Below are 21,931 nucleotides of genomic sequence, written 5' to 3'. Positions count from 1 at the left end.
AGCGCTGAGAGACTCAGCGCTTCAGGTTGACGACGACATCCAGCAAGTCGGCGCCGGTCTGGAACGATTTCGAGTTCGCAGTGAAGCCGCGCTGCGCCTCGATCATCGCAGTCAACTCGTCCGCCAGATCGACGTTCGAGTCTTCCAGAGCGCCCGACTGGATGGTGCCGAGCCCGCCCTGGCCGGCGAGGCCGACCTGCACGTTTCCGGAATCCAGGTTCGGTGAATAGACGTTGCCGACTTCGGGCGTCAGATGGTCCGGGCTCGGAACGTTCGCGAGCGCGATCTGGAAGCTCGGCAGCTCGGTGCCGTTCTTGAGCACCGCGGTGACCACGCCCTTGTCGTCGATGTTCACCTTCTCCACCGCGGACGGGGCGTTGCCGTCGACCGTCGCCTTGAAGTCGAAGCTGGAAGCGACCTGGGTCATGGCCGACAGATCCATGTTGAAGGACGAGCCGCCCGGGATGGTCACGGTGAGCGAGGTCGGGCTTGCGGCGGTGAGCTTGCCTTTGCCGGTCGCGGTGACATCGAAGGTGAAGGTATTGAGACCACCCGCGAGCGCCGTGCCGGTGGAAGAATCGTAGAGCTGGATCTGCCAGGTGTTCGCGGCGGTCTTCGCAGCATAGACGTCGACCGTCACCGCGTTGCCGATGTTGTCGTAAGTGACGACCGAGGTCTTCGACGTGTAAGCGCCGGGACCGGGCGGACCCGCGATGATCGCAGCGCTCGGATCGAGATTGGCATCGACAGTTGCCTTGGTCGAAGGCGACGCCTGGAGCGCCATCTGGTTGACGTTGATGACCTGGAGGCCGCCGAAGCCATTGGCGGCGACGGTGGGCGTCGCACCGTTCGCGATGTTGTAGCCCATCAGCTGGAAGCCGGCGGAGTTGACGAGATTGCCCGTGCTGTCGGGCACGAACGCGCCGGCGCGCGTCAGAAAATTGTTGCCGTTCGGATCCCGCACGACGAAGAAGCCGTTGCCCTGCACCGCGAGGTCCGTCGCCGAGGTCGTGAACTGGTAATTGCCGGCATCGCTGATGGCGTAGCGGACCGTGGTCTCGACCGCGCCGGAATCGTAATTGCCCGAGCCGCTCTTCAGGATCAGCGATGAGAATTCGGTCGAAGCCCGCTTGTAGCCGGTGGTGTTGACGTTGGCGATGTTGTCCGACACCGTCGACAGCTTGTTGGACTGCGCGTTCATCCCGGAAACACCGGTGCGCATAACACCATACAGGCTCATGAATTGGGCTCCTTCGGTAGGTTGCAGTTACAATGGTGGTTGTTGCTTGCGCGGGGCTGATGGTGCGGAACGATGCACAACTTTGACGTCGTCCCTTCAGGTCGTTTTGGGCTGACAGAACGAGCGCGCCTTGTCGGTCCACGCGCCGAAGCCGCTCGAGACGAGATGAGCGACGATGTGACAGACGTAGCGCTTCTGCGCCGGCTGGTTGTTGGGGCCTGCATTGTAGCGGGCGACCGCCATGGTCCAGCTGCCCTCGCGTTGCTTCAGCTCCTTCAGGAAGCGCGCGGCGTAATCGACGTTCTTGGCAGGATCGAACATCGCCCGCACCGAGGTGAACTTGTCGCCGTGAAAGTGATGGTTGATCTGCATGCAACCGAGGTCGATCAGCTTGATCCCCTTGCTGCGCATGGATTCGAAATTCGCGATCGCGTCGTTCATGTCCTTGGCGAACACGGTCTGTCCTTCGGCGCCGAGCGCGTAGGGATAAAGCGCGCCGCGCCGCCCGGTCTCGGTCAGGCCGACGGCATAGAGAATGCCGAGCGGAATTCCGTGCTGCTGGGACGCACGCGCCATCTCGCGCTCGCAGGGGCGCGAATTGTCGGTCGCCGCGGCCGCGGCGCCGGCGTTACAGATAAACAGGGCCGCGACGAATCTGCGGCGCCACGTCCTGGTCATGACGCGTCTCCTGGTTGAACTGGCGCTCCTGTCGGGCCTGTTTCGCGCCGCCGTCCGACTGTCCCGACGAATTTCTCGCGCCGTCGAACGTGCCTTGCGACTGCGACGATGGCTGTTGCTGGCCCGAGAGCTGCGGCTGCGACTGACCGGAGCCGCTCTGGAATCCATCCAACGAGCCGTGCTGGACGGGCGCAACGTCGGCCACGTAGCCCGCCGACTGCATGAGCTCGCGGATCGAGTCGCGCTGCTGGTCAAGCATCTGGCTCGTATCCTTGCGCTCGGCGGCGAGGTGGACGGACACCTCGTTCCCAACGAGACGAAGGCGCACGGTGACGTTCCCGAGAGTAGGCGGTTCGAGGTTGATGGTCAGGATCTTGAGCGGCTGGTCCGGCGCATTGGCTTGGGACGCTGCAAGATCTGGAGCTGCGGACGCCGTCGGCGCCGGAGATTCCTTCAGCTCGGCGACGACGGCATTGGCAACCTGTTGCGGAGCGTTGAACTGCGCCGGGGGCAGATGGGTCTCCTGCTGGACTACGGTGACCTTGGTCGTCTCGGGCAATGCGTCCCGCGCCGAGGCCTTGGCAGCACGCTCGACATTGGCCGCAACGGCCTCGAAGTCAGGTGCCGTTGCCCTCGGCGATGGCTCGCCGTCTTGCGTCGATGTCGCCTGGGCGGCGGCCGTCGCGTGGGGAGCCGCGGCCTGCGAGTGCGCGGCGATCGGAGCCACAGCAGATGGGCCGGGATCGGCTGTCATCGTCTTCGACATGCCCATGGCCTGAACTTCGCGCTTCGTCGTGGCAGACCGCCCGTCGCGCCCGGACGCATCGTTCTTGTCGCCCGCCGGTGCTTGCATCTGTGGCTGCACGACCGGTCCGGCGGCGATCTCCTGTCCGACGATCACCGCAATGCTCGATTGGTTCTGGACGTCGGCCTGCCCGGTATGGTCGACAGGGACATGTTTCCCGGACGATTTGTCGGTCTTCTTGTCGGAAGATTTCTCGGTGGGCCTCGCGGTGAATCCGGGGTCCTCGGCCGCCGCGGGGCCTTCGTGCACCGTGTCGTCCTTCGACCTGTCCTTTTCACTCTGGTGCGCCAGGCGCGTCCGCAGTGTTCCGGCTTTCACGGCCGTGTCGCTGCCCTCGTCGTTGAGCGCCCGCTTCGCGAGATTCGAGACGGTGTGCAGCAGATCGTTGAACGACGTGTCCGGCTGCGCTTTCGCCCCGGCGCTCTTGCCGGCGCGAGATGTGCCCCGCATGCTGAGGCTTTCGGCGAGGCCCGAAAAGACCTGTCCGGAGGTTCCACTGAGCTTCGTCATGGACGGCGATCCCTGGTGAGGAGCTCGAGTTCGCCGAGCTGCTTCTGTGCGCGCGCAAGCGTTGCGGTCGACGACGCGAGATCGATACGCGCCGGCGTGACCGGAGGCTTGTCGGCTGCGGCGGCGGATGCGCCGGCGAACGGCTTGCGAACGTCGAGTGCGAGCTGCACCGTTGCATTGAGCAAGGGAATGTCGCGCTCGGGCAGCTTCGACCGGTCGAGCGCCTTCAACTCGGCAAGACCACCGTCATATTCGTCGGTGAGCGCCCGCGACACGCCGCGGAACAAATGCGCCCGTTCGCGATCCGCCGAGGCATCGGCACTGAGCGTCAGCGCGCGCTCGCCGGCAAGCCGGGTTACGGCGAGCCCTCCGCGCACCATCGCGGTGCGTGCGATCACGAGATAGAGCTTGAGCCGGCTCGCGCGGTCGATCTGCTCCAGCAAAGTGATGATCCGCCCAAACCGGCGCTCGTCGAGCGCGAGGCTCGATTGCGTCAGGCCCGTGGAAAAGCGCTGCCAGAAGTCGCCGGCATAGACCGAGTTGCCGTAGTGGCGGATATAGGCCAGCGTCAAGAACTCGAACTTGTCGAAATCCTCGGCTTGCCCGACCAGCAGGATCTCGCGCCGCAGCGCGGCCTCCTCCACCAATGTGCCCGGCGAGAGTAGGCGCGCGTCATCCAGACGCTCGATCGCGAGCGTTGCTTCGGCGCGTGCGAACAACGCGCCCTGGACCAGCGCGACCTGTCCGCCCAGGCCCGACGGAATCGTCCGGGGCTTGACGTCCTTGAGCAGCTCGCGCGCTTCGTCCTGACGGCCCTCGACATAGGCGAGTGCGCCATCGAACAGCCGTCCGTCGACGTTCAGCTTGTCGCGCGGCAACTTGCGGACGATTTGCGGCCCGCCGCCGCTGAGCAGGTAGATGACGACGGCTTGGCCGTTCTGCGGGTTGCTCCACACGCCCGGATCGGCGGCGAGAAATTTTTCGCCGATCTGCCGGATCAACGCGATGTGGTTGCCATGCGCCGCGGTATCGCCGTTGGCGATGCCGTCCTGCACGGCCTGCAATGCGCGAACGAGTTCATATGGCTCGCCCGATATCGATGCCGCCAGGGTCGGTGTCGGTGCCGGCTCGGCAAATGCGCCTGCCGCCGTGAACGGCAGCAGCATCAGCAACGCGGCGCGGAGCAGAGACCTGTTCAAGGACGCTTCTCCCGGACCAGGATCTCGATCCGGCGATTCTGCGCGGCCGCCGGATCGTTTTGGAGTTTCGGCCGTCGATCGGCATAACCCTCGACGTGCTCGATGCGCTGCGCATCGACGCCGGAGCGGACCAGCATGTAGTAGGCCATCTGCGCACGGGCCGTCGACAGCCGCCAATTGTCGTAGGTCTCCGAACGGTACGGCCGATTGTCGGTGTGGCCGCGGACGATGATCATGCCGAGACGCTTCGTCAGCAGCGGACCGATCTTGTCGATCACACGGATGAGCTCGGGCCGCGGTTCAGCCGAGCCGCGCGCGAACATGCCGAAGTTCGCGTCGTCGGTCAGGCTGATCAGCAGGCCTTCCTCGACCTGACGCACCTCAGCCACCGGTCCCGCGCCGGCCTTGACGTCCGACAGCGCCTCCGCGATCGCCGACTGAAGCTGCTTGACCGTCGGTTGCTGCGTCTGAGCCGCGTCGCGCGGCTCGGATTCCTTCGTCGTATCGTTGGGACGCGACTGCGCGGCGGCGTTGGCTTGAATGCCGGCCTGGGCGCGCGGCTGCGCGCTCCCTTCGCGTGAAGACGGCGAGGGCGCGGGCCCCGGCGGCAGCAGGGGCGACAGGCTTGCGGACGACGCATCGGCGTTCGGACCCACGCTTCCGGCGGCATCGTCCTGCTTGGCCCGGCGCGCCTGCGGCTCGCCCGGGCCGGACGCTGTGTCGCGCGCGGACGCATTCGGCTTGGGCTCGCTCTCCATGATGCGATCGGCATCCTTGGATGCCTGTGGCGCAAGCTTCCAATAACCGGGATCGAAGGGATCGCGGTAGGCGTCGCCTCCCTTGAGTCCGTCCTCTTCGGCGGATGTCAGAGCGCCGGCGCGCCGCTGGCCCGAGGCCTGGTTTGCGCTGCTGGCGATCTCGGCGAGCGTCGTATAGGGATCGCGGAACAGGACCTTCTCCTCGTAGAAGGGCGGCTTCTCGGCCGTCGGAGAGTCACCGCGACGTTCCTCGCTCGGTCCTGCCGGCTGACGCCGGCCGTCCTGGCCTTCGAACGACGACGGCTCTTTCTTGGAGAGGTCCTTGAGGCCTTTCGGGGCAGGCGCGTTCTCCGCGAGCATGATCGGATTGAAATAGCTCGCGACCACCTGCTTCTGATCCTGGTTGAGTGCATTGATCAGCCACATGACCAGGAAGAACGCCATCATCGCGGTCATGAAGTCCGCATAGGCGATCTTCCAGACGCCGCCGTGCGGCTTCTCGTCGTCGAAGGCGCTCCGCCGGCGGATGATGACGAGCTCTGATTTGACCTCATTCATGACGGGCTACCGGCGCGCCTCTTTCAGGCGTTCGCTCCAGGCCGTGATCTGCGTCTCGATCACGGTCTGGTCGGCTACGACGCGGACCTCGAAAGTATCGGCGGCCTCGTACTCGATGCCCGTTCGCCGGGCCGTCTGGAGTTGGGTCTTCACCAGGTCGAGCAGTTCGCTCGGGCCGGTGACCTTGAACACCGGCACCGGCGAATTGCCGGTCAGTGCCGCAATCTGCTCGACCAGCGACCCGATCGCCTTGTCGCGGACCGCATCGGCGAGAAACGGCAGCAATATCCGCGCAACAGAGCTCGCGATGTTGGTCTCGATCTCGCGGCAAGCCGCCTCGAAGCCGCTGACGATCGTGACCGCCTGCTGGTCGGACCACTTGGCCCGCTCCTCGCCGAGCCGGATCGCGCTGCGCACGCGTTCCTCGGCGATCCTGGCGTCGCTCTCCGCTACGCCGGCCGCGTGGCCGCGCCGATAGGCATCGTCCAGGAGATTGACCGCCGGAGCTTCCGTCTTCGGCGCCGGAGGCGGCGACTGAAGCAGCGGCTGCGGCTGCAAATGGGCCTGGGGCTGCGGCTGAGGCTCGCGCCGAACCTCCCTCGGCCTTGTCAGCACATCCTGGATCTTGGGCGGCGGCGGAAGCGGCGGCGATTTGGCTCGCCCGTTCGCGTCGAACTGCGTCAGGAGTTTTCCGATTGCCGCGTTCATGCCGCCTCCTCGCGCCGCATCCAGTCTTTAAGGATCGCCGCCGCCTGCATCTGATCGAGACGGACGATCTGCTCGAGCCGCTTCTGCGGCGTTCGCTGCATCTTGCCTTCGAGATCTTCGACCAAATTGAGCTCGGTCTCCTCGCTATCCGCCAATGCAAGAGCGCCGGCGGCTGCCTCGAGTTGGGCAGCTTCCGCCGCCTCGGTCTGCTCCTGCGCCGCGCGATGGGTCAGGATGCCGTTGACCGCGGGCCGAAGTCCGAACCACACCAGCATCGAGGCTACGGCCAGGATCGTGACTGCGTTGATGACACTGCCGAGCTGCTTGTTGATCATCTCGACGAAGCTGATCGGCGGCACCGGCGCCAGTTCGCGCGAGCCTTCGATGAAATCGACGGCCGTCACCTGGATCTGGTCGCCCCGCGCCTTGTCCAGCCCACCGGCCGTGGCTGCGAGCTGGCTGATCTCGGCAAGCTTGCTGTCGACGATGGCCTGGTTGCTCTTGTCGCCGAGGTCGGCGACGAGCCGCCCGCGATTGATCAGGACGGCGATGAAGAGTTTCTTCACCGAATAGCCGTCGCTCACCGTCGTCGTGGTCTTGGACGAGACCTCGAAATTGGTGACGTCCTCGCGGCGGCTCTTGTCCTCGTTGGAGTTCTTGCCACCGCCGGCGTTCACCTGCTGGTCGGGAAGATTTTGCTGCACCGTCGTCGGCTGCGAACGGTCCGCGTTCTGCGACGACTCCTTCTCGCGCACGTTTCGGACTGAGCGCTCGGCGCGGTTCTCAGGATCGTAAACAGTCTCGTTGATCTGCCGTTTGTCCGTGGAAAGCTGCGGGGAGACGCTCACCTCGAAATTATCGATCCCGAGATACGGCGTCAGCGCCTTGCGGATGTTCTCCTGCACCATCCCGCCGACAGTCTTCTGAAGGCTCGCCATCTTGGTCGGCGCTGCAGTCGCTTCGTCCTCCTCGGCGAGCAGCATCGAACCGTCGGCGTCCAGCACCGTGACCTTGTCGCGGCTCATGCCCGGAATGGCGGCAGCGACGAGATGACGGATCGACTGCGCCGTGCGCGCCTCGATCGTGCCGTCGGTGCGCAATACGACCGATGCAGAAGGCGGCTGCTGCGTCGCCCGGAACGAGCCGCGCACCGGCAGCACGATATGCACCCGCGCCGCCTTCACGCCCTTCATCAACTGCACCGTGCGCGCGATCTCGCCTTCCAACGCCCGCAGCTTGGTAACCTCCTGCATGAATGAGGTCAGGCCGAGCGAGCCGATCTTGTCGAACAGCTCGTAGCCGGAATTGGCGCTGGTCGGCAGCCCCTTCTCGGCGAGCAGCATCCGCGCCTGCATGGTCTGGCTCGGGCGCACCGAAACCGCGTCGCCGGCCGTATTGACGTCGAAGGCGATGTTTTGCTCGCGCAGCGCGGCACCCATGCGCGTCACGTCTTCGCGGGAAAGACCCGTGTAGAGTGTCTCGAACTCAGGCCGGCTGAGATAATAGGCGCCGCCGACGACGGTGACGAGAACGGCAAAGCCGATCAGTCCCAAGGCCATCAGGCGTCGCGGCCCAAGCTCCAGCAGATTGTTGAGCAGTTGCTGTATCTGCACACGACTGAACAGCATATGACCTCATACCAATGCGAACGTAGAGGACACTCCGCTGCCAACCTTGTCCGAAGGTTGCGCGAGAAAACGAATGTGTCGGTTCGCAGGCGAGGCGTTGCAATTTTACAAGAGATTGAGTGACGCAATCGCGCGCGTCGGCAACAGGCGGACAGCCGGTCGCATCGCGGCGCGATCGGCCAAGGCGTGCTGCCCTGGAATGTGGCGTCAGGAGACCGATGTGGGCACGTCTTGTGCCGTCATATCCGCCGTTCATGGCGGAGACCGTGCTCCCCTGGGGAGCACGGTCGTTTTCGAAGCCGCCGCTTAACGGAACAGCGACAGGATGCTCTGGCTGTTCTGGTTGGCGATCGAGAGCGCCTGAACGCCGAGCTGCTGCTGGGTCTGCAGCGCCTGGAGGCGAGTCGATTCCGCGTTCATGTCGGCGTCGACGAGCTGGCCGATACCACGGTCCACGGAGTCCATCAGGGTCTTGACGAACTCAGTGTTGGTCGCGAGGCGGTTCTTGACGGCGCCGAGATTGGCGGCAGCCGAGGCCACCGAGTTGATGCCGGCGGTGACCTGCGAGATGTAGCCATCGAGCAGGGTCTGGTCGGCCGCCGAGTCGGTGAGCGCGGAGATGGTCATCGTGTTGATCGACGGAGCGGTACTGCCCGCCGTGTCCAGAATGCCGGTCTGCGTCGCGGTGTAGAGCGAGTAGTTGGCGGTCGTCACGGTGATGGAACCGATGGTGGGCGTACCGCCGACGCGCGAGTACGACGACACCAGGTTGAAGGTCGTCGGCGTGGCGGCGGTCGTGCTCAGCCAGTTGATGCCGTTGAAGGTCGCCGAGCTGGCCTTGAGCTTCATATCCTGCTGAATCTGGGTGATGTCAGCCTGGATCTTGGTGCGGTCGATACCGGCGGTCTTGGCTTCGACCAGCAACGCCTGAAGCTTGGTCAGGCCGGAGTCCTTGTCGCCGATAACCGAGGTCAGAGCGGTATATTCGGTGTCGACAGTCGCAGCCGACAGACCGAGCGAGTCGGAGACGGCGGAAAGCGCGGCATTGTCGGAGCGCATCGACGTCGCGATCGACCAGTAGGCGGCGTTGTCCGAGGCGGTCGAGACGCGCTGGCCGGTCGAGATCCGGTTCTGCGTGGTAGCAAGTTGCGAGCTGACGTTCCGAAGCGTCTGCAGCGCGGTCATTGCGGAGGAGTTGGTGAGGAGACTAGAACCCATTTTGATGTCCCTTTGAAGATTGGATTAGGTTTGGGGACATACCGGGCTTGCACCGGTACGACAGGGCGGCGTCATGCCTTTGGGCTGCGCAAAAGCGTCAAGGCCCAACCTGTCGTAACGGCGAAGGTAGCGAGCCAAGCTTGTGCGAGGCTTGTGGCTCTGTGCCCGTTCGGCAACAGGGCCGTCGAAAATTACGGCCTGCGCGCGGCGTCACGCCAAAACGAAAGGGCCGCGCTTTGCGAGAAGCGCGGCCCTCCCAAGCTGGCTCGAGGCTTAGCGGAACAGCGACAGGATGCTCTGGCTGCTGTTGTTGGCGATCGAGAGCGCCTGCACACCGAGCTGCTGCTGGACCTGGAGGGCCGACAGGCGGGTGGACTCCTGGTTCATGTCGGCATCAACGAGCTGACCGATACCGCGATCCACGGAGTCCATCAGCGACTTCACGAAGTCCGAGTTGGTCGAGAGGCGGTTCTTGACGGCACCGAGATTGGCGGCGGCCGAGGCCACCGAGTTAATGCCGGCGGTGACCTGCGCGATGTAGCCGTCGAGCAGGGTCTGGTCAGCCGCCGAGTCGGTGAGCGCGGAGATGGTCATCGTGTTGATCGACGGAGCGGTACTGCCCGCCGTGTCCAGAATGCCGGTCTGCGTCGCGGTGTAGAGCGAGTAGTTGGCGGTCGTCACGGTGATGGAACCGATGGTGGGCGTACCGCCGACACGCGAGTACGACGACACGAGGCTGAAGGTCGTCGGCGTGGTGGCGGTCGTGCTCAGCCAGTTGATGCCGTTGAAGGTCGCCGCACTGGCTGTCGCCTTCATCTGCTGCTGGATCTGGGTGACGTCCGCCTGGATCTTGCTGCGGTCGATACCGGCGGTCTTGGCTTCGACCAGCAGGGACTGAAGCTTGGTCAGGCCGGAGTCCTTGTCGCCGATGACGGTGGTCAGAGCGGTATATTCGGTGTCGACAGTCGCGGCCGACAGACCGAGCGAGTCGGAGACCGCGGAGAGCGCGGCGTTGTCGGCGCGCATCGACGTCGCGATCGACCAGTAGGCAGCGTTGTCGGAAGCAGTCGACACGCGCTGGCCGGTGGAGATGCGGGTCTGCGTGGTGGAGAGCTGCGAGCTCACAGACCGCAGGGTCTGGAGTGCGGTCATGGCGGTCGAGTTCGTAAGCAGGCTTGACATTGCGAATGTCCCTTTATGTACGCGTTACATTTTCACGAGGGGACATACCGGGCTTTCACCGGTACGGAGGGGCGGCATCATGCCTTTGGACTGATATGGGTGGGGTCCAACCCGCCGTGACGCATTGCTAACACGTCGAATCTTGCCCGCAGATTAAGATCAGCTTGAATTACATAGCAATATCATATGGTTAATGTTAGTTTTTGCTAACCATAACCAGCCGATCGGCCGCGATCGCTCCTCTTACGAGAACGACCGCACCAGTCCGGAGGCGAGCAGGTTCCAGCCGTCGATCAGCACGAAGAACAGCATCTTGAACGGCAGCGCGAGGATCGTCGGCGGCATCATCATCATGCCCATCGACATGGTCAGCGTCGCCACGATCATGTCGATCACGAGGAAAGGCAGGATGATGAGGAATCCGATCTCGAACGAACGCCGGAGCTCGGAAATCATAAAGGCCGGAATGATGACGCGCATGTCGACGCGCTTGTCGTCGAACTTCTTGCGGAAGCTCTCCGCGGCGAGCGCTTCGAAGGTCTGCAGATCCTTGTCGCGGACATGGGCCAGCATGAACTCGCGGAACGGATCGGTGATCTTCAGATAGGCCTCCTCCTCCGATATCTCGTTTTTCATCAGCGGCTGGACGCCGGTTTCCCAGGCGCGGTCGAAGGTCGGCGCCATCACGTAGAAGGTCATGAACAACGCGAGGCTGATCAGCACCAGATTGGCCGGCGTGGTCTGGAGGCCGAGACCGGCGCGCAGGAACGACAGCGCCACTGCAAATCGCGTGAAGCTCGTCACCATGATGAGCAGTCCCGGCGCCACCGATAGCACCGTGATCACCGCCATCAGCTGGATGATCCGGCCGCTGGTGGAGCCGTTGCCCGGCGGCAGCAGGGAGTTGAGGTCCGGAATCTGGGCCAGTGCCACCTCGGGCAGCACGACCAGGACCAACGCAAGCAGCAGGACTCTCAGTTTCACTGAATCACCAACGTCTCAATAATCAATTCACGGATCTTGCCCGAGGAGCGGACATTGGCACGCTCGGTCAGGTCGTCGCGCAGATGCTGGAGCCCGCGCGATCCCTCGAACTGCGCAACCGTCGCCGACCGCAGATAGGTGACGATGTCCTCGCTGATGTGGGCCGCCAGGATGCCGGCATCCTCGTCGTTCATGCTCTCGGTCACCATGGAGGCTTCGATGCGGGCCCAGTTGTTGGCCGGCGCGCCGAGATTGGTCACTATCGGAGAAAGTTTCCTGAGCCGCGCGCTGCCGGCGTAGCTCGAGGCAAGAGGCGTCGGCGTTGCGGTTTTCTTCGCGTCGGCGACGCGCTCGGCGGCCGCAAACAGATGCAGGCCGGCAACGGCGCCCGCGCCGATCGCGATCAGGGTCAACACCACGATGGCCGCGATCAGGCGCATGACGTCCCCTGCCCTCGCGACGCGGCCCGACGGCCGCTGCTGTCAGAATGGTGCCACGGCGTCATAGATCCGATGTCCCCATCCAGGCTGCTGCACGTCAGACAGATTTCCGCGACCGCCATAGGCCACGCGCGCCTCGGCGATCTTCTCGTATGAGATCGTGTTGGCCCGCGAGATATCGCGCGGACGCACGATGCCGCCGACGTTGAGCACGCGCATTTCTGTGTTGACCTTGAATTCCTGCGAGCCGCTGATCATCATATTGCCGTTCGGCAACACGTCGGTGACGACGGCTGCGATCGACAGCTTGATATCTTCGGTGCGGTCGATCTGGCCGTTGCCCTTGATCTGGGTGTTGGTGTTGAGGTTGGCGCTCGTCGAGCCTTTGTCCTGCCATCCCGCGATGTCCATCAGCCAGTCGAGCCCGAACTTGATCTGCGAATCGCGCGAGCGGTCGGTCTTGTTGTCGAGCTTGGCCTTGTCCTGCATCGAGATGATCACCGTCACGAGGTCGCCGGTGCGCCGGGCGCGGGCGTCGCGGTAGAGATCGGTGCCGTCGTCCCAGGTCGAGCGATAGCTGACGGGCGAGCGCATGCGGGGCGTCACGGGAATCGGATCTGCCTGCGTCCTCAGGCCGCTCCCGACCGGCGACAATCGCGGGCCAGTCAGGACCTCGGCCGGATCAGCGACGCATCCGGCAAGCAACAACAGAGACAGGATGACGATTAGATTCTTCATCTATTTGGTCTTTCCGTCATCCACGCGACGCATTCCGCCGAGCAGATCGGCGAGGTGCGCCGCGCGCCCCGTCTCCATCTCGTTGAAGATTGCGCTCGAGCTCCTCGGGGTGAGCTTTGCGAGCACGGCCGCAGCCGTCTCGTCCGCCATCCCGGCGATCTGCGTCGCCGCGGCGTCCGGCTTCATGCGCGAGTAGATCTCGACGACGCTCGCTTCGGCCTTCTTCAGGAAGTCGTCGCGCAATGCCATCCACTTCTCATATTCGGCACGCTTGGCCTCGACCTCGGCGATCCGCTCGCGGAGCAGGTTCTCGGCCTTCTCCAGCTCCTTGAACTGCCAGGCCAGCCTCGCATCGACGGCGGGGTCGGCGACATTGCTGCAGAACAGGGCCACTTCATTGTCCGCGGTTGCAGCGGCCTGGGGCGGCGCCGGCTTCGGCGGCACCGTGACGCTGCCAGGCTTGGCGGAGCGCACCGGCGCGGCTGTGGGTACAGGCGCGGGCTTCTCGGAAGCTGGCATGGCACCCGTGGTCGCGGGTCCCGAGTCTTCGGCTGCCCACGCAGTTGCCCGGATCGACGCATTGTCGCTTGGGATCGACGTGATCGGCTTCTGCGGTCCGGGCGCGCGGGCGCGCGCGAAGGACAGCAGGTTGAGCGGCTTCGACGCCTTGGCCTCATCCAGCGCCAGCACGGGCGAAGCGCTCGCGAGCGCGGAGGCGACGATCAGGAGGAGGAGTTTGGCTTTGTGATCCAGCTTCAACATCGGGCCGCGTGCGATTCTCGGTCAAGACCTGAGCATTGAGCGACCAAGCTTGCACGACGCTTACGCATCATTGCACGATGACATCTGCCTGAAGGGCGCCGGCCGTCTTGATCGCCTGGAGGATCGCGATGATGCCTGATGGCTTCAGGCCGATCTGGTTCAGCCCGCGCACCAGGCGCTGGAGATCGACGCCGCTCAGGATCGCCACCTGCGATCCGGCCTCGTTGGCCTCGACCACGGTCTGGGGCACGACCACCGTCTGCCCTTTCGAGAACGGCGCCGGCTGCGACACCACGGGAAGCTCGGTGACGCGGACCGTCAGATTGCCGTGTGTCACGGCAACGGTCGATATCCGTACGTCGCGTCCGATCACCACCGTGCCGGTGCGCTCGTTGATCACCACCCGCGCCGGCGTGTCCGGTTCGACGGTCAGCTCGCCGATTTCGGCAAGGAATCGGACCGGGCCGATGTGGCGCGGCTTCGACAGCACGATCGTGCGGTAGTCGCGCTCGAAGGCGATCTGCGCGCGGTAGCGTCCGCCCGCGTAGCGGTTGATGGCGTCGAGGATGCGTGTTGCGGTGACGAAGTCGGGATTCTTCAGCTCCAGCACCAGATACTCCATTTCATGGAGACTACCCTGCACCTCGCGCTCGACCAGCGCGCCGTTCGGGATGCGGCCCGCGGTCGGCGTGCCCTGGCTGACGTTCTGGGCCTGGCCTCCGACGCTGTAACCCGCGACTGTGACCGCGCCTTGCGCCACTGCATAGACCGCACCGTCCGCCGCGCGCAGCGACGTCATCACCAGCGTGCCGCCGAGCAGCGAGGTCGCATCGCCGAGCGACGACACGCTCACGTCCATGCGCTCGCCCGCACTGATCGAAGGCTGCAGGTCCGCGGTCACCATCACGGCCGCGACGTTGCGCGTGCGCAGCGTCGTCGGACGCGGGGGATTGTTGGTGCTCGTGGTCTCGTTCCTGACATTGATGCCCATGTTCTCGAGCATCGATTGCAGGGACTGCTCGGTGAACGGGGCATTGCGGAGCGTGTCGCCGGTGCCGTTCAGGCCGATGACGAGGCCGTAACCGACGATCTGGTTTTCGCGCAATCCCTTGATGTCCGCGATGTCCTTGATGCGAACGGCGGCCTGGGCGCTGGCGGCGGAAACCAGTAGCACGAGCGCAAGCAGGAATCTGGTCATGACCCGTCCACGACCTTGACGGTGCCGTCGGGCTGGACCACGCCCCTGATGATCACACCGGTATCGGTGTTTCGTATCGGGATGAGCGCGCCGGGCGCACCCGACTGCATCGCTGCGCCGTAGGTCACGATCGACAGGCCGCTGTCTTCGACCACGACCTTGACCATGGCGCCGCGGGCGACCGTCCAGGGATCCTCCACCGAATTGGTCGGGATCGGCTGACCGGGCAGCAACGCGCGCCGCGCCATCCGGCCGACCAGGATCTGGCGGCCTTCGATGAACATGGCGACGCCGAGCACGTTCAGCGCAAAGGCGCGCTCGGTGATCATGTCGTCCCGGATCAGCTCGCCAGCGCGGATCGAGACGGCCGGCACCGGCAGCCGCTTCTCCTCGGCCGCCGCGACCCGCGCGGAGACGAGAACCAGCAGCATGGCGGCCAACCCGCGCACCATCAAGCCCATCCTGTTCAACATGGATACACCGGAACTAGCGCATGCCCTTCGAGACTGTCTGGGCCATTTCATCCGAAGCCTGGATGACCTTGGCATTCATTTCGTAGGCGCGCTGGGCGGAGATCAACTCGGTGATTTCCTTGACCGGATCGACGTTCGAGGCTTCGAGATATTGCTGGTTGATCTTGCCGTAGCCGGAATCGCCCGGCAGCCCGACGACCGGCGTGCCCGACGCCGTGGTCTCGCGATAGAGGTTGCTGCCCAGCGGTTCGAGGCCGGCTTCATTGGCAAAATTGGCGAGGTTGAGCTGGCCGATCTGCCGCGGGTTCACCTCCGTATCCAGCTTGGCGAACACCTGCCCGGTCTGGTTGACCGTGACCTGGACCGTTCCCTGCGGCACCGTGATTGCGGGATCCAGCAGATAACCGTCGGTCGTGACGAGCTGACTGTTGGCATTGGTGTTGAACGAGCCCGCGCGGGTATATTGCACCTCGTTGTTCGGGCCGAGCACCTGAAACCAGCCGCGCCCGTTGATCGCCATGTCGTAGGGATTGCCGGTCTGCGTGAGCGCTCCCTGGATGTGCAGCTTGCGGATCGCCGCCGACTTGACACCGAGGCCGAGATTGGCGCCCTCCGGGATCGGCGACGAGCCGTTGGTGTTGGCAACGCCCTGCATGCGGTCCATCTGGTAGAACAGATCAGTGAATTCCGCACGCGCCCGCTTGTACGACGTCGAGTTGATGTTGGCGATGTTGTTGGCGATGACTTCGATGTTGGTCTGCTGGGCGTTCATGCCCGTAGCCGCGATGGCAAGCGATTTCACTGCGTCACTCCTTGATCAGATCGACATCCGAACGACTTCTTGGTAGGCCTGCACGACCTTGTCGCGAACCGCGACCGCCGTCTGCAAGGCCTGCTCGGCCGACATCAGCGCCTCCACGACGCGCCGCGTCGATTCCTTGCCCTGCATGGCCGAGATCGAGGCCGCTTCGCCCGCCTTCAGCGTCCCGATCGCGTCCGTCGTCACCTGCTTCATTACCGATTCGAATCCGACATCGCTGCCGGACTGGATCGCGGGCGTCGCCGCCGGCGAAATGGCCTGCGCCTCGGTCGCGCGGCTCGCCGCTTGCGCGGCCGAAATCGCGGTGGACGAAATCGCTTCAAGCATTGTCAGCTCCTCAGCAGGTCGATGGTCATGCCCAGCATCGACCTCACCTGTTTCACGACCTGGAGATTGGCTTCATAGGACCGGTTGACTTCCCGCATGTCCGCCATCTCGATCATCATGTTGACGTTCGGCAGCTTGACGTAGCCGGCCTTGTCGGCAGCGGGATGCCCCGGGTCGTACTCCACGCGGTACGGCGTGGTGTCAACCCCGATTTCCTTGACCTTCGCCAGCTGCGCGCCGGAAGCGCGGTCCATCGCCGCATCGAAGGTGATGGTCTTGCGCTGATAGGGATCGGCGCCGGCGGCGCGTCCCGTCGACGTCGCGTTGGCGAGGTTCTCCGAGACGATGCGCATGCGCGTCGACTGCGCTTCGAGCCCGGAGCTCGCGACTGTCAACGAAGATTGCAGTGAGTCCAGCATGTCAGTTCACCTCAGGTCTTCGCGCTCGACAGCAGCATGCGGTGAAACGACCGCACCACCGCCGAGTTCATCGAGTAGTCGCGACTGACGTCGCTTCCCTTGATCATTTCCTGCTCGAGACTGACGGAGTTGCCGGAGTGAACCACGTCCCAGCTGTCCTTCTTCGCGGTCGCCCGCGTGTCGCTCTCGGCCGCGGAGAGCTGCAGGTGCGACGGCGACGTCGTCGCGAGCCTCACCGGCGTGCTGTCAAGCACCTTGTTGAAGGGCTCGACGTCGCGTGCCTTGAAGCCCGGCGTGTTGGCGTTGGCGACATTGGTGGCGATCGTCGACTGGCGGAGTTCGAGGTAACGCGCCTGCGACGATGCGAGTTCGAAGAGATAAAGCGGTCCCACGACATCACCATTCTGGTTCATTCGGGTTGAGCTTAGGGTCGCAAGCTTTCGTCAGGCTGATGCGCGAGACGTCGTCCTCGGAATTCTACTGGACCTTCTCGGTCTGCGGCGCCTGCTTGGATTGCAGGAAGTAGATGATCTCGGCGACCGGTCGGAAGAACTCCGCCGGAATCACCTGGTCGACCTGGACCGCCTCGTAGAGCGCCCGCGCCAGCGCCTTGTTCTCGATCACCGGAATACGATTCTGCTCGGCGATTTCGCGGATCTTTAGCGCGATCACGTCCATGCCCTTGGCCACGACGATCGGCGCCGGGTTTTCCTCGCGCTTGTAGCGCAATGCGATCGCGAAGTGCGTCGGGTTCGCGATCACCAGCGTCGCGCGCGATGTGGAGGCGATCATGCGCTGGCGCGAGCGGTCGCGTGCCAGCGAGCGCAGGCGCGCCTTGATCAGCGGATCGCCTTCGGCCTGCTTGTGCTCGTCCTTGATCTCCTGCCGCGTCATGCGCAGCTCACGGCGCCAGTGGAAGCGCGCCCAGGCGAGATCGATCGCGACCAGGACGATGGTCGCGATGCAGATCGCCGAGACGATCCGCATGGCGATGTTGAGAATCATCTCCGGCAGCGCGACCGGATCGGTATACATCGCCTCGAACGCCTTCGCTTCCGACGAGCGCAGCACGACGACAACGACAACTGTCACCGAGACAAGCTTGAACAGCGACTTGGCGAACTCGACGAGGCCCTGCGCTCCGAACAGCCGGCTCCAGCCGCTAAGCGGCGAGATTCGCGACAGGTCCGGCGCGATCCGCTGGAGCACCAGGCTCGGCGCATTTTGCAGCAACGACGCTGCCAGGCCAAACACAGACAGAGTGACGACCAGCGGCACCAGGAATCGCAATGCCTGAAGGCCTACCACGGTGAGGAGATTGAGGGCGTCGGCCCCGGTGCTGAGAGGGAAGCCGTCGGGATCGTCGAGAAAGCTCGTCAGCATCGGCGTCAATTGCTGCACGCCCTGGCCGATCAGAAACATCTGAATCACCATCAGCGCCGCCATCGACGCGAAGATGGAAGCCTCCCGAGAGACCGGGATTTTGCCCTGTTCGAGCGCATCGCGGACTTTTTTCTCGGTCGGCTCTTCTGTCTTGCTCTCCTGATCGGCTGTTTCTGCCATGCCCGTTTAGCGGTCAGCGAAAGACCAGCTCATCCTCCTGCTCGGGGTTGAGCTCGATTTCGCCCTTTTCCGCAAGGTCGAGCGCGAGGTCGGTGATCACACGCCGCGCCTCCAGCACGTCGCGCTGGTTCGACGGCTCGCCGATGGCGAGTTCGTGTTCGACGACGCGGCGGACGCGCGAGGCGACCGAGGACAGGATCATCTCGCGGAAGTGCTTGTCGGTGCCCTTCAGCGCGATGACGATGCGATCGGTCGGCACCTGGTCGAAGATCATGGTGCGCGCCTTCGGCGTCAAGTTGGTCACGTCGTCGAAGGTGAACAGCAGCTCCTTCAGCACTTCGGCCGACTTCGGCCGCTTCTCCGACAGGCTCTTCAGCATGTCCTCGATGTGTCCGCGCTCCATCTTGTTGATGATGTCGGCGACGCGGGCGTAGGTGTCCGCGCCGAGGTTACGGGCGAAGTTCAGCGTCAAATCCTCGTGCAGCGTCTTTTCGAGCACCCTCATGGCGTCGTCGACGATCGGCTTGAGGCTGAGCACGCGCCGCATCAGCTCGTTGCGCAGGCTCGACGGCAGCTGGCTCATGACCTTGGCGGCGCAGGACGGCTTCACCTTGGACAGGATGAGCGCCGCGGTCTGCGGATGCTCCTTGGAGAGGTAGCTTGCCAGCGAGTTTTCCGACACCGACGAGACGCGGTCCCACACCGACCGGCTCGAATTGCCGAGCAGATCCGACATGATGGCCGAGACCTGGTCGGCCGGAAGCACGTCGCCGAGCACGGCTTCCAGGCCACCGAGGGTGCCGAGAATGTTGGCGCCCATCGAGAATTGCTGGGCGAACTCCTCGACGATCGCCTCTAGTTCCTGCGCGGTGATCGGCCGCAGCTCGGCCGCGGCCTTGGTCACGGTGCGGATATCCTGCGGCTCGAACTGCGCGAGCACGCTCGCGGCCGCCTGCCGGCCCATGGCGAGCAGAAGTGCCGCGACCTTCTCCGTTCCGCCCAGCGTGGCAACGCCTCGCTGTTTGGTGGGAGCGATGCCGACCTGTGCCGCCATGGTCAGGTATCACCCTGCCCCAACGGCCCGACAATCTCGGTGAGCGAGACGCCGAAGCGGGAATTGTCCTCTTCAACCACGACCACCTCGCCACGGGCGACGATGCGGCCATTGACGACGACGTCGACGGGTTCGCCGACCCGGTGGTCGAGCGGAACCACCGCGCCGCGGCCGAGCTTCATCAGGTTTGCCACCGGAATGGTCGCCGATCCCAGCACCACCTGCATGGTCACGGGAATACGCAGGATGGCATCGACATTGGCGAACTTGCCACTCTCCTCCGCGGTGCGCGCGGCGGTCTCCGCCAGCCGCTCCAGCGGAGATGTCTCGGTATGCCCGTCCTCGGACGCCGCTGCGGACTCATAGTCGAAGGATTGCGCCATTTGGTTTCGCCTCTTGGTATTTCCGCTCCCGGAGCGCCGCAACGTCCCGATCGTATTTGTTCTGCCGGCTTCGGCTTCAATGCTTGTTCACGTCGGTGCCGCCCGCGGTCGCCGCGGGTGCGAGCCCGCTTCTCGCATCGAGGGCCGCGATCGCCTCGTGGGCCTGATCGATCTTCGTGCTCAGCACGTTGGCGAGCCGACCGAGATTCGCGGTGGAATCATGCGCCGCGGTGATGACCGTGTCGAAGGCACCCGCAGTCTCGTGGACGATGGTCGAGAACTCGCCCTGGTAGCTGCGCAACCGCGCCAGCTCGCTATGCATCCGGGTCACTCGCATGCTGGTGAAGGCCAGCGCTATCAGCAGCACGGCATCAACGAGATAGGATATCATCGACGAACTCCCGCTTCTGATCGACGGGATCTGCCACTTGCATGGCGTAGTAGCCATCAAGCTGGCCGATCTGGCACCAGAACAGCACCTGGTTGTTGCTCTCGAGCCGGGCCAGCGTGCGCGGCGTGGCTTCGAGCTCGAGCACCTGTCCAACCTTGAATTTCACGACGTCCTCGAGGGATATCATCTTCTCGTCGAGCACCGCGCTCAGCGTCACCTCGGTGCGGTGTACCTCGCTCTCCATCTGCTCGCGCCAGCGCGGATCGGCCGCGCGGCCATCGCTGACGACGACGGTCGCGAGCTTCTGCCTGAGTGGGTTGAGCGCGGAGTGCGGAATGATGAGGAACATCTGACCGCCGCGATAGAGTGCCTGCAGCATGATGTTCGCGCAGATCGACATGTTGCCGCTCCGCCCGATCGCCAGCGACGCCATGGCGGTCTCGACCCGCTCCACGCGGAAAGTGACGTTGGAGGTGCCGGCGAAAGCGGATTGCAGCGCCTTGGCGAACCGTTCGAACAGCGCCTGGACCAGGCGGATCTCGATGTTCGAGAAGCTGCGCTCGACGTCGAGCGGCGGTTCGGCGCCGTCGGAGCCGAACATCGCCTCGACCATGGTGAACACGAAGTCGCGGTCGAGCATGATGATGATGCGGGAGTCCCATTGCTCGGCATAGAGCACGGCCGCAACCGCGTTGGCCTCGTAGTCCTTGACGATGTCGCCGACGCGGTCGTTGGTAATGCCGTTGACCGAGAAATAGCACGGCGTTCCGGCCATCGGCTGCAGGCTGTCCGTGCACGATGCCGCCATGCGATCGAAGATCACATTGAGCATCGGCATACGCTCGATCGATATGCCGGCGGCGTCCAGCAGATAGTTCGGCAGCTGCTTGCGCTGATCGACGTCGAGGTCTTCCATCATGATGCGCGCGCAGCCTTCGGTTCAACCTCGGTCACGACGGCCTTGGGGCCCGCGATCGTCTCGTTCTCGACGACGTCGATCGAGGGCCGCTCGGGGCTCGCGATCATCTTGCGGCCGTGCTCGACGGCGATCTGCGGCATGGCGCCGTTCATGAACGCCAGCAGCGTCTGCTTGACGATGATGTAGGGCCGGCAACGCTTCTCGCGCGTCATCTTCACCTTCATCGCGAATGGCGAAATGATGCCGTAGGACAGGAAGATACCGGCGAAGGTGCCGACGAGGGCGGCGCCAATGAAGCCGCCCAGCAGCTTCGGCGACTGGTCGAGCGCGCCCATGGCCTTGATGACGCCGAGCACCGCGGCGACGATGCCGAGTGCAGGCAACGCCTCCGAGACTACCACCAGCGCGTGGTAGGGCGTCAGCTTGCTCTTGACGATGGTGTGGATCTCCTCGTCCATCAGCGCTTCGATCTCGTGCGTCCGCGCGTTACCCATGATGATGAGGCGGACGTAGTCGCAGATGAACTGGAGCACCGAGGGATCCCCGAGCACGCTCGGAAACGCCTTGAAGATCTCGGAGGACGCGGGATCGTCGATATGTGCCTCGACCTCGTTGCGCCCCTTGCCCCGCAGCTCGCGCATCAGCGCGTGGAGCGCGCCGAGCAGGTCGAGATAGTAGCGCTGACCGGGCACCGCCCCCGTCACTGCCTGCATGCAGGCAAGCCCGGTATCCACGACCGTCTTCCAGGGATTGGCCATGATGAAGGTGCCGACCGCGGTGCCCATGATGATCACGAACTCCCACGGCTGCATGAGCACGCCCAGATGCCCGCCCATGGCGGCAAATCCACCCAGCAGTGCCGCTACCGTGATGACGATCCCCACGAAACTGCCCAACACGCCGCTCCATCACCGATCCTATCGGGAATATCTAGTCGGCGAGCCTTGCGCGAAGCTGGCTTCCCCGTCGTCAGCCT

General features: G+C 64.3%; 25 protein-coding genes. All 25 read right to left on the bottom strand.

Annotation, left to right across the window (positions count from 1 at the left end; translation table 11 throughout):
- Positions 1 to 13 precede the first annotated feature (13 nt).
- A complete protein-coding gene (locus tag ABIB00_RS21200; protein WP_354105720.1) occupies positions 14 to 1,240 on the bottom strand; it encodes a flagellar hook protein FlgE in 1,227 nt (408 codons plus the stop codon).
- Between the two features lie 96 nt (positions 1,241 to 1,336).
- Positions 1,337 to 1,918, bottom strand: coding sequence for a transglycosylase SLT domain-containing protein (locus ABIB00_RS21195; RefSeq protein ID WP_354105719.1), 582 nt, complete (start codon positions 1,916 to 1,918; stop codon positions 1,337 to 1,339).
- Entirely contained in the window at positions 1,869 to 3,233 is a 1,365-nt protein-coding gene (gene fliK / locus ABIB00_RS21190; protein ID WP_354105718.1) for a flagellar hook-length control protein FliK, read from the bottom strand. Before fliK ends, ABIB00_RS21195 begins: the two co-directional genes overlap by 50 nt.
- Entirely contained in the window at positions 3,230 to 4,432 is a 1,203-nt protein-coding gene (locus ABIB00_RS21185; protein WP_354105717.1) for a chemotaxis protein, read from the bottom strand. Before ABIB00_RS21185 ends, fliK begins: the two co-directional genes overlap by 4 nt.
- Complete coding sequence (locus tag ABIB00_RS21180; protein WP_354105716.1) at positions 4,429 to 5,748, bottom strand: MotB family protein; 1,320 nt, start codon at positions 5,746 to 5,748, stop codon at positions 4,429 to 4,431. The genes ABIB00_RS21185 and ABIB00_RS21180 overlap by 4 nt, the downstream gene beginning before the upstream one ends.
- A gap of 6 nt (positions 5,749 to 5,754) precedes the next feature.
- A complete protein-coding gene (locus ABIB00_RS21175; protein WP_354105715.1) occupies positions 5,755 to 6,456 on the bottom strand; it encodes a hypothetical protein in 702 nt (233 codons plus the stop codon).
- Positions 6,453 to 8,084 (bottom strand): flagellar basal-body MS-ring/collar protein FliF, encoded by a 1,632-nt coding sequence (gene fliF, locus ABIB00_RS21170; RefSeq protein WP_354105714.1) that lies wholly within the window; start codon positions 8,082 to 8,084, stop codon positions 6,453 to 6,455. Before fliF ends, ABIB00_RS21175 begins: the two co-directional genes overlap by 4 nt.
- A 306-nt stretch (positions 8,085 to 8,390) precedes the next feature.
- Positions 8,391 to 9,302, bottom strand: a complete 912-nt coding sequence (locus ABIB00_RS21165; RefSeq protein WP_247344659.1) for a flagellin N-terminal helical domain-containing protein — start codon at positions 9,300 to 9,302, stop codon at positions 8,391 to 8,393.
- A gap of 273 nt (positions 9,303 to 9,575) precedes the next feature.
- Positions 9,576 to 10,484 (bottom strand): flagellin N-terminal helical domain-containing protein, encoded by a 909-nt coding sequence (locus ABIB00_RS21160; RefSeq protein WP_354050101.1) that lies wholly within the window; start codon positions 10,482 to 10,484, stop codon positions 9,576 to 9,578.
- A 243-nt stretch (positions 10,485 to 10,727) separates the two neighbouring features.
- Positions 10,728 to 11,468 (bottom strand): flagellar type III secretion system pore protein FliP, encoded by a 741-nt coding sequence (fliP, locus tag ABIB00_RS21155; protein WP_247330503.1) that lies wholly within the window; start codon positions 11,466 to 11,468, stop codon positions 10,728 to 10,730.
- Entirely contained in the window at positions 11,465 to 11,908 is a 444-nt protein-coding gene (locus ABIB00_RS21150) for a flagellar basal body-associated FliL family protein (protein WP_354105713.1), read from the bottom strand. The genes fliP and ABIB00_RS21150 overlap by 4 nt, the downstream gene beginning before the upstream one ends.
- Before the next feature lie 42 nt (positions 11,909 to 11,950).
- Positions 11,951 to 12,646, bottom strand: a complete 696-nt coding sequence (gene flgH, locus ABIB00_RS21145) for a flagellar basal body L-ring protein FlgH (RefSeq protein ID WP_354105712.1) — start codon at positions 12,644 to 12,646, stop codon at positions 11,951 to 11,953.
- Positions 12,647 to 13,408, bottom strand: coding sequence for a MotE family protein (locus ABIB00_RS21140; protein WP_354105711.1), 762 nt, complete (start codon positions 13,406 to 13,408; stop codon positions 12,647 to 12,649).
- Between the two features lie 67 nt (positions 13,409 to 13,475).
- Complete coding sequence (gene flgI, locus ABIB00_RS21135) at positions 13,476 to 14,606, bottom strand: flagellar basal body P-ring protein FlgI (RefSeq protein ID WP_354105710.1); 1,131 nt, start codon at positions 14,604 to 14,606, stop codon at positions 13,476 to 13,478.
- Entirely contained in the window at positions 14,603 to 15,079 is a 477-nt protein-coding gene (flgA, locus tag ABIB00_RS21130) for a flagellar basal body P-ring formation chaperone FlgA (RefSeq protein WP_354105709.1), read from the bottom strand. The genes flgI and flgA overlap by 4 nt, the downstream gene beginning before the upstream one ends.
- 13 nt (positions 15,080 to 15,092) lie before the next feature.
- The gene (flgG, locus tag ABIB00_RS21125; protein ID WP_247344678.1) at positions 15,093 to 15,881 is read right to left on the bottom strand and encodes a flagellar basal-body rod protein FlgG; all 789 of its coding nucleotides are present in this window, start codon (positions 15,879 to 15,881) and stop codon (positions 15,093 to 15,095) included.
- A 15-nt stretch (positions 15,882 to 15,896) separates the two neighbouring features.
- Positions 15,897 to 16,226: a flagellar hook-basal body complex protein FliE gene (gene fliE, locus ABIB00_RS21120; RefSeq protein ID WP_354105708.1), complete on the bottom strand. Its 330-nt coding sequence runs from the start codon at positions 16,224 to 16,226 to the stop codon at positions 15,897 to 15,899.
- A gap of 2 nt (positions 16,227 to 16,228) precedes the next feature.
- Positions 16,229 to 16,645: a flagellar basal body rod protein FlgC gene (flgC, locus tag ABIB00_RS21115; protein ID WP_211399645.1), complete on the bottom strand. Its 417-nt coding sequence runs from the start codon at positions 16,643 to 16,645 to the stop codon at positions 16,229 to 16,231.
- Positions 16,646 to 16,656: 11 nt separating this feature from the next.
- Positions 16,657 to 17,058: a flagellar basal body rod protein FlgB gene (gene flgB / locus ABIB00_RS21110; RefSeq protein WP_247344684.1), complete on the bottom strand. Its 402-nt coding sequence runs from the start codon at positions 17,056 to 17,058 to the stop codon at positions 16,657 to 16,659.
- 64 nt (positions 17,059 to 17,122) lie between these two features.
- Positions 17,123 to 18,208: a flagellar biosynthesis protein FlhB gene (gene flhB / locus ABIB00_RS21105; RefSeq protein ID WP_354105707.1), complete on the bottom strand. Its 1,086-nt coding sequence runs from the start codon at positions 18,206 to 18,208 to the stop codon at positions 17,123 to 17,125.
- A 13-nt stretch (positions 18,209 to 18,221) separates the two neighbouring features.
- Positions 18,222 to 19,262: a flagellar motor switch protein FliG gene (locus ABIB00_RS21100; RefSeq protein ID WP_247444780.1), complete on the bottom strand. Its 1,041-nt coding sequence runs from the start codon at positions 19,260 to 19,262 to the stop codon at positions 18,222 to 18,224.
- Between the two features lie 2 nt (positions 19,263 to 19,264).
- The gene (fliN, locus tag ABIB00_RS21095) at positions 19,265 to 19,645 is read right to left on the bottom strand and encodes a flagellar motor switch protein FliN (protein WP_354105706.1); all 381 of its coding nucleotides are present in this window, start codon (positions 19,643 to 19,645) and stop codon (positions 19,265 to 19,267) included.
- A gap of 76 nt (positions 19,646 to 19,721) precedes the next feature.
- Entirely contained in the window at positions 19,722 to 20,036 is a 315-nt protein-coding gene (locus ABIB00_RS21090; RefSeq protein WP_247344696.1) for a hypothetical protein, read from the bottom strand.
- On the bottom strand, positions 20,017 to 20,955 hold the full coding sequence (locus ABIB00_RS21085) for a flagellar motor switch protein FliM (RefSeq protein WP_249803923.1): 939 nt from the start codon (positions 20,953 to 20,955) through the stop codon (positions 20,017 to 20,019). The genes ABIB00_RS21090 and ABIB00_RS21085 overlap by 20 nt, the downstream gene beginning before the upstream one ends.
- Entirely contained in the window at positions 20,952 to 21,851 is a 900-nt protein-coding gene (gene motA, locus ABIB00_RS21080) for a flagellar motor stator protein MotA (RefSeq protein WP_247344698.1), read from the bottom strand. Before motA ends, ABIB00_RS21085 begins: the two co-directional genes overlap by 4 nt.
- Positions 21,852 to 21,931 lie beyond the last annotated feature (80 nt).

It is taken from the genome of Bradyrhizobium sp. LB14.3 (assembly GCF_040547985.1).
Lineage (GTDB): Bacteria > Pseudomonadota > Alphaproteobacteria > Rhizobiales > Xanthobacteraceae > Bradyrhizobium.
This window is presented reverse-complemented; position numbering and strand designations above follow the sequence as displayed.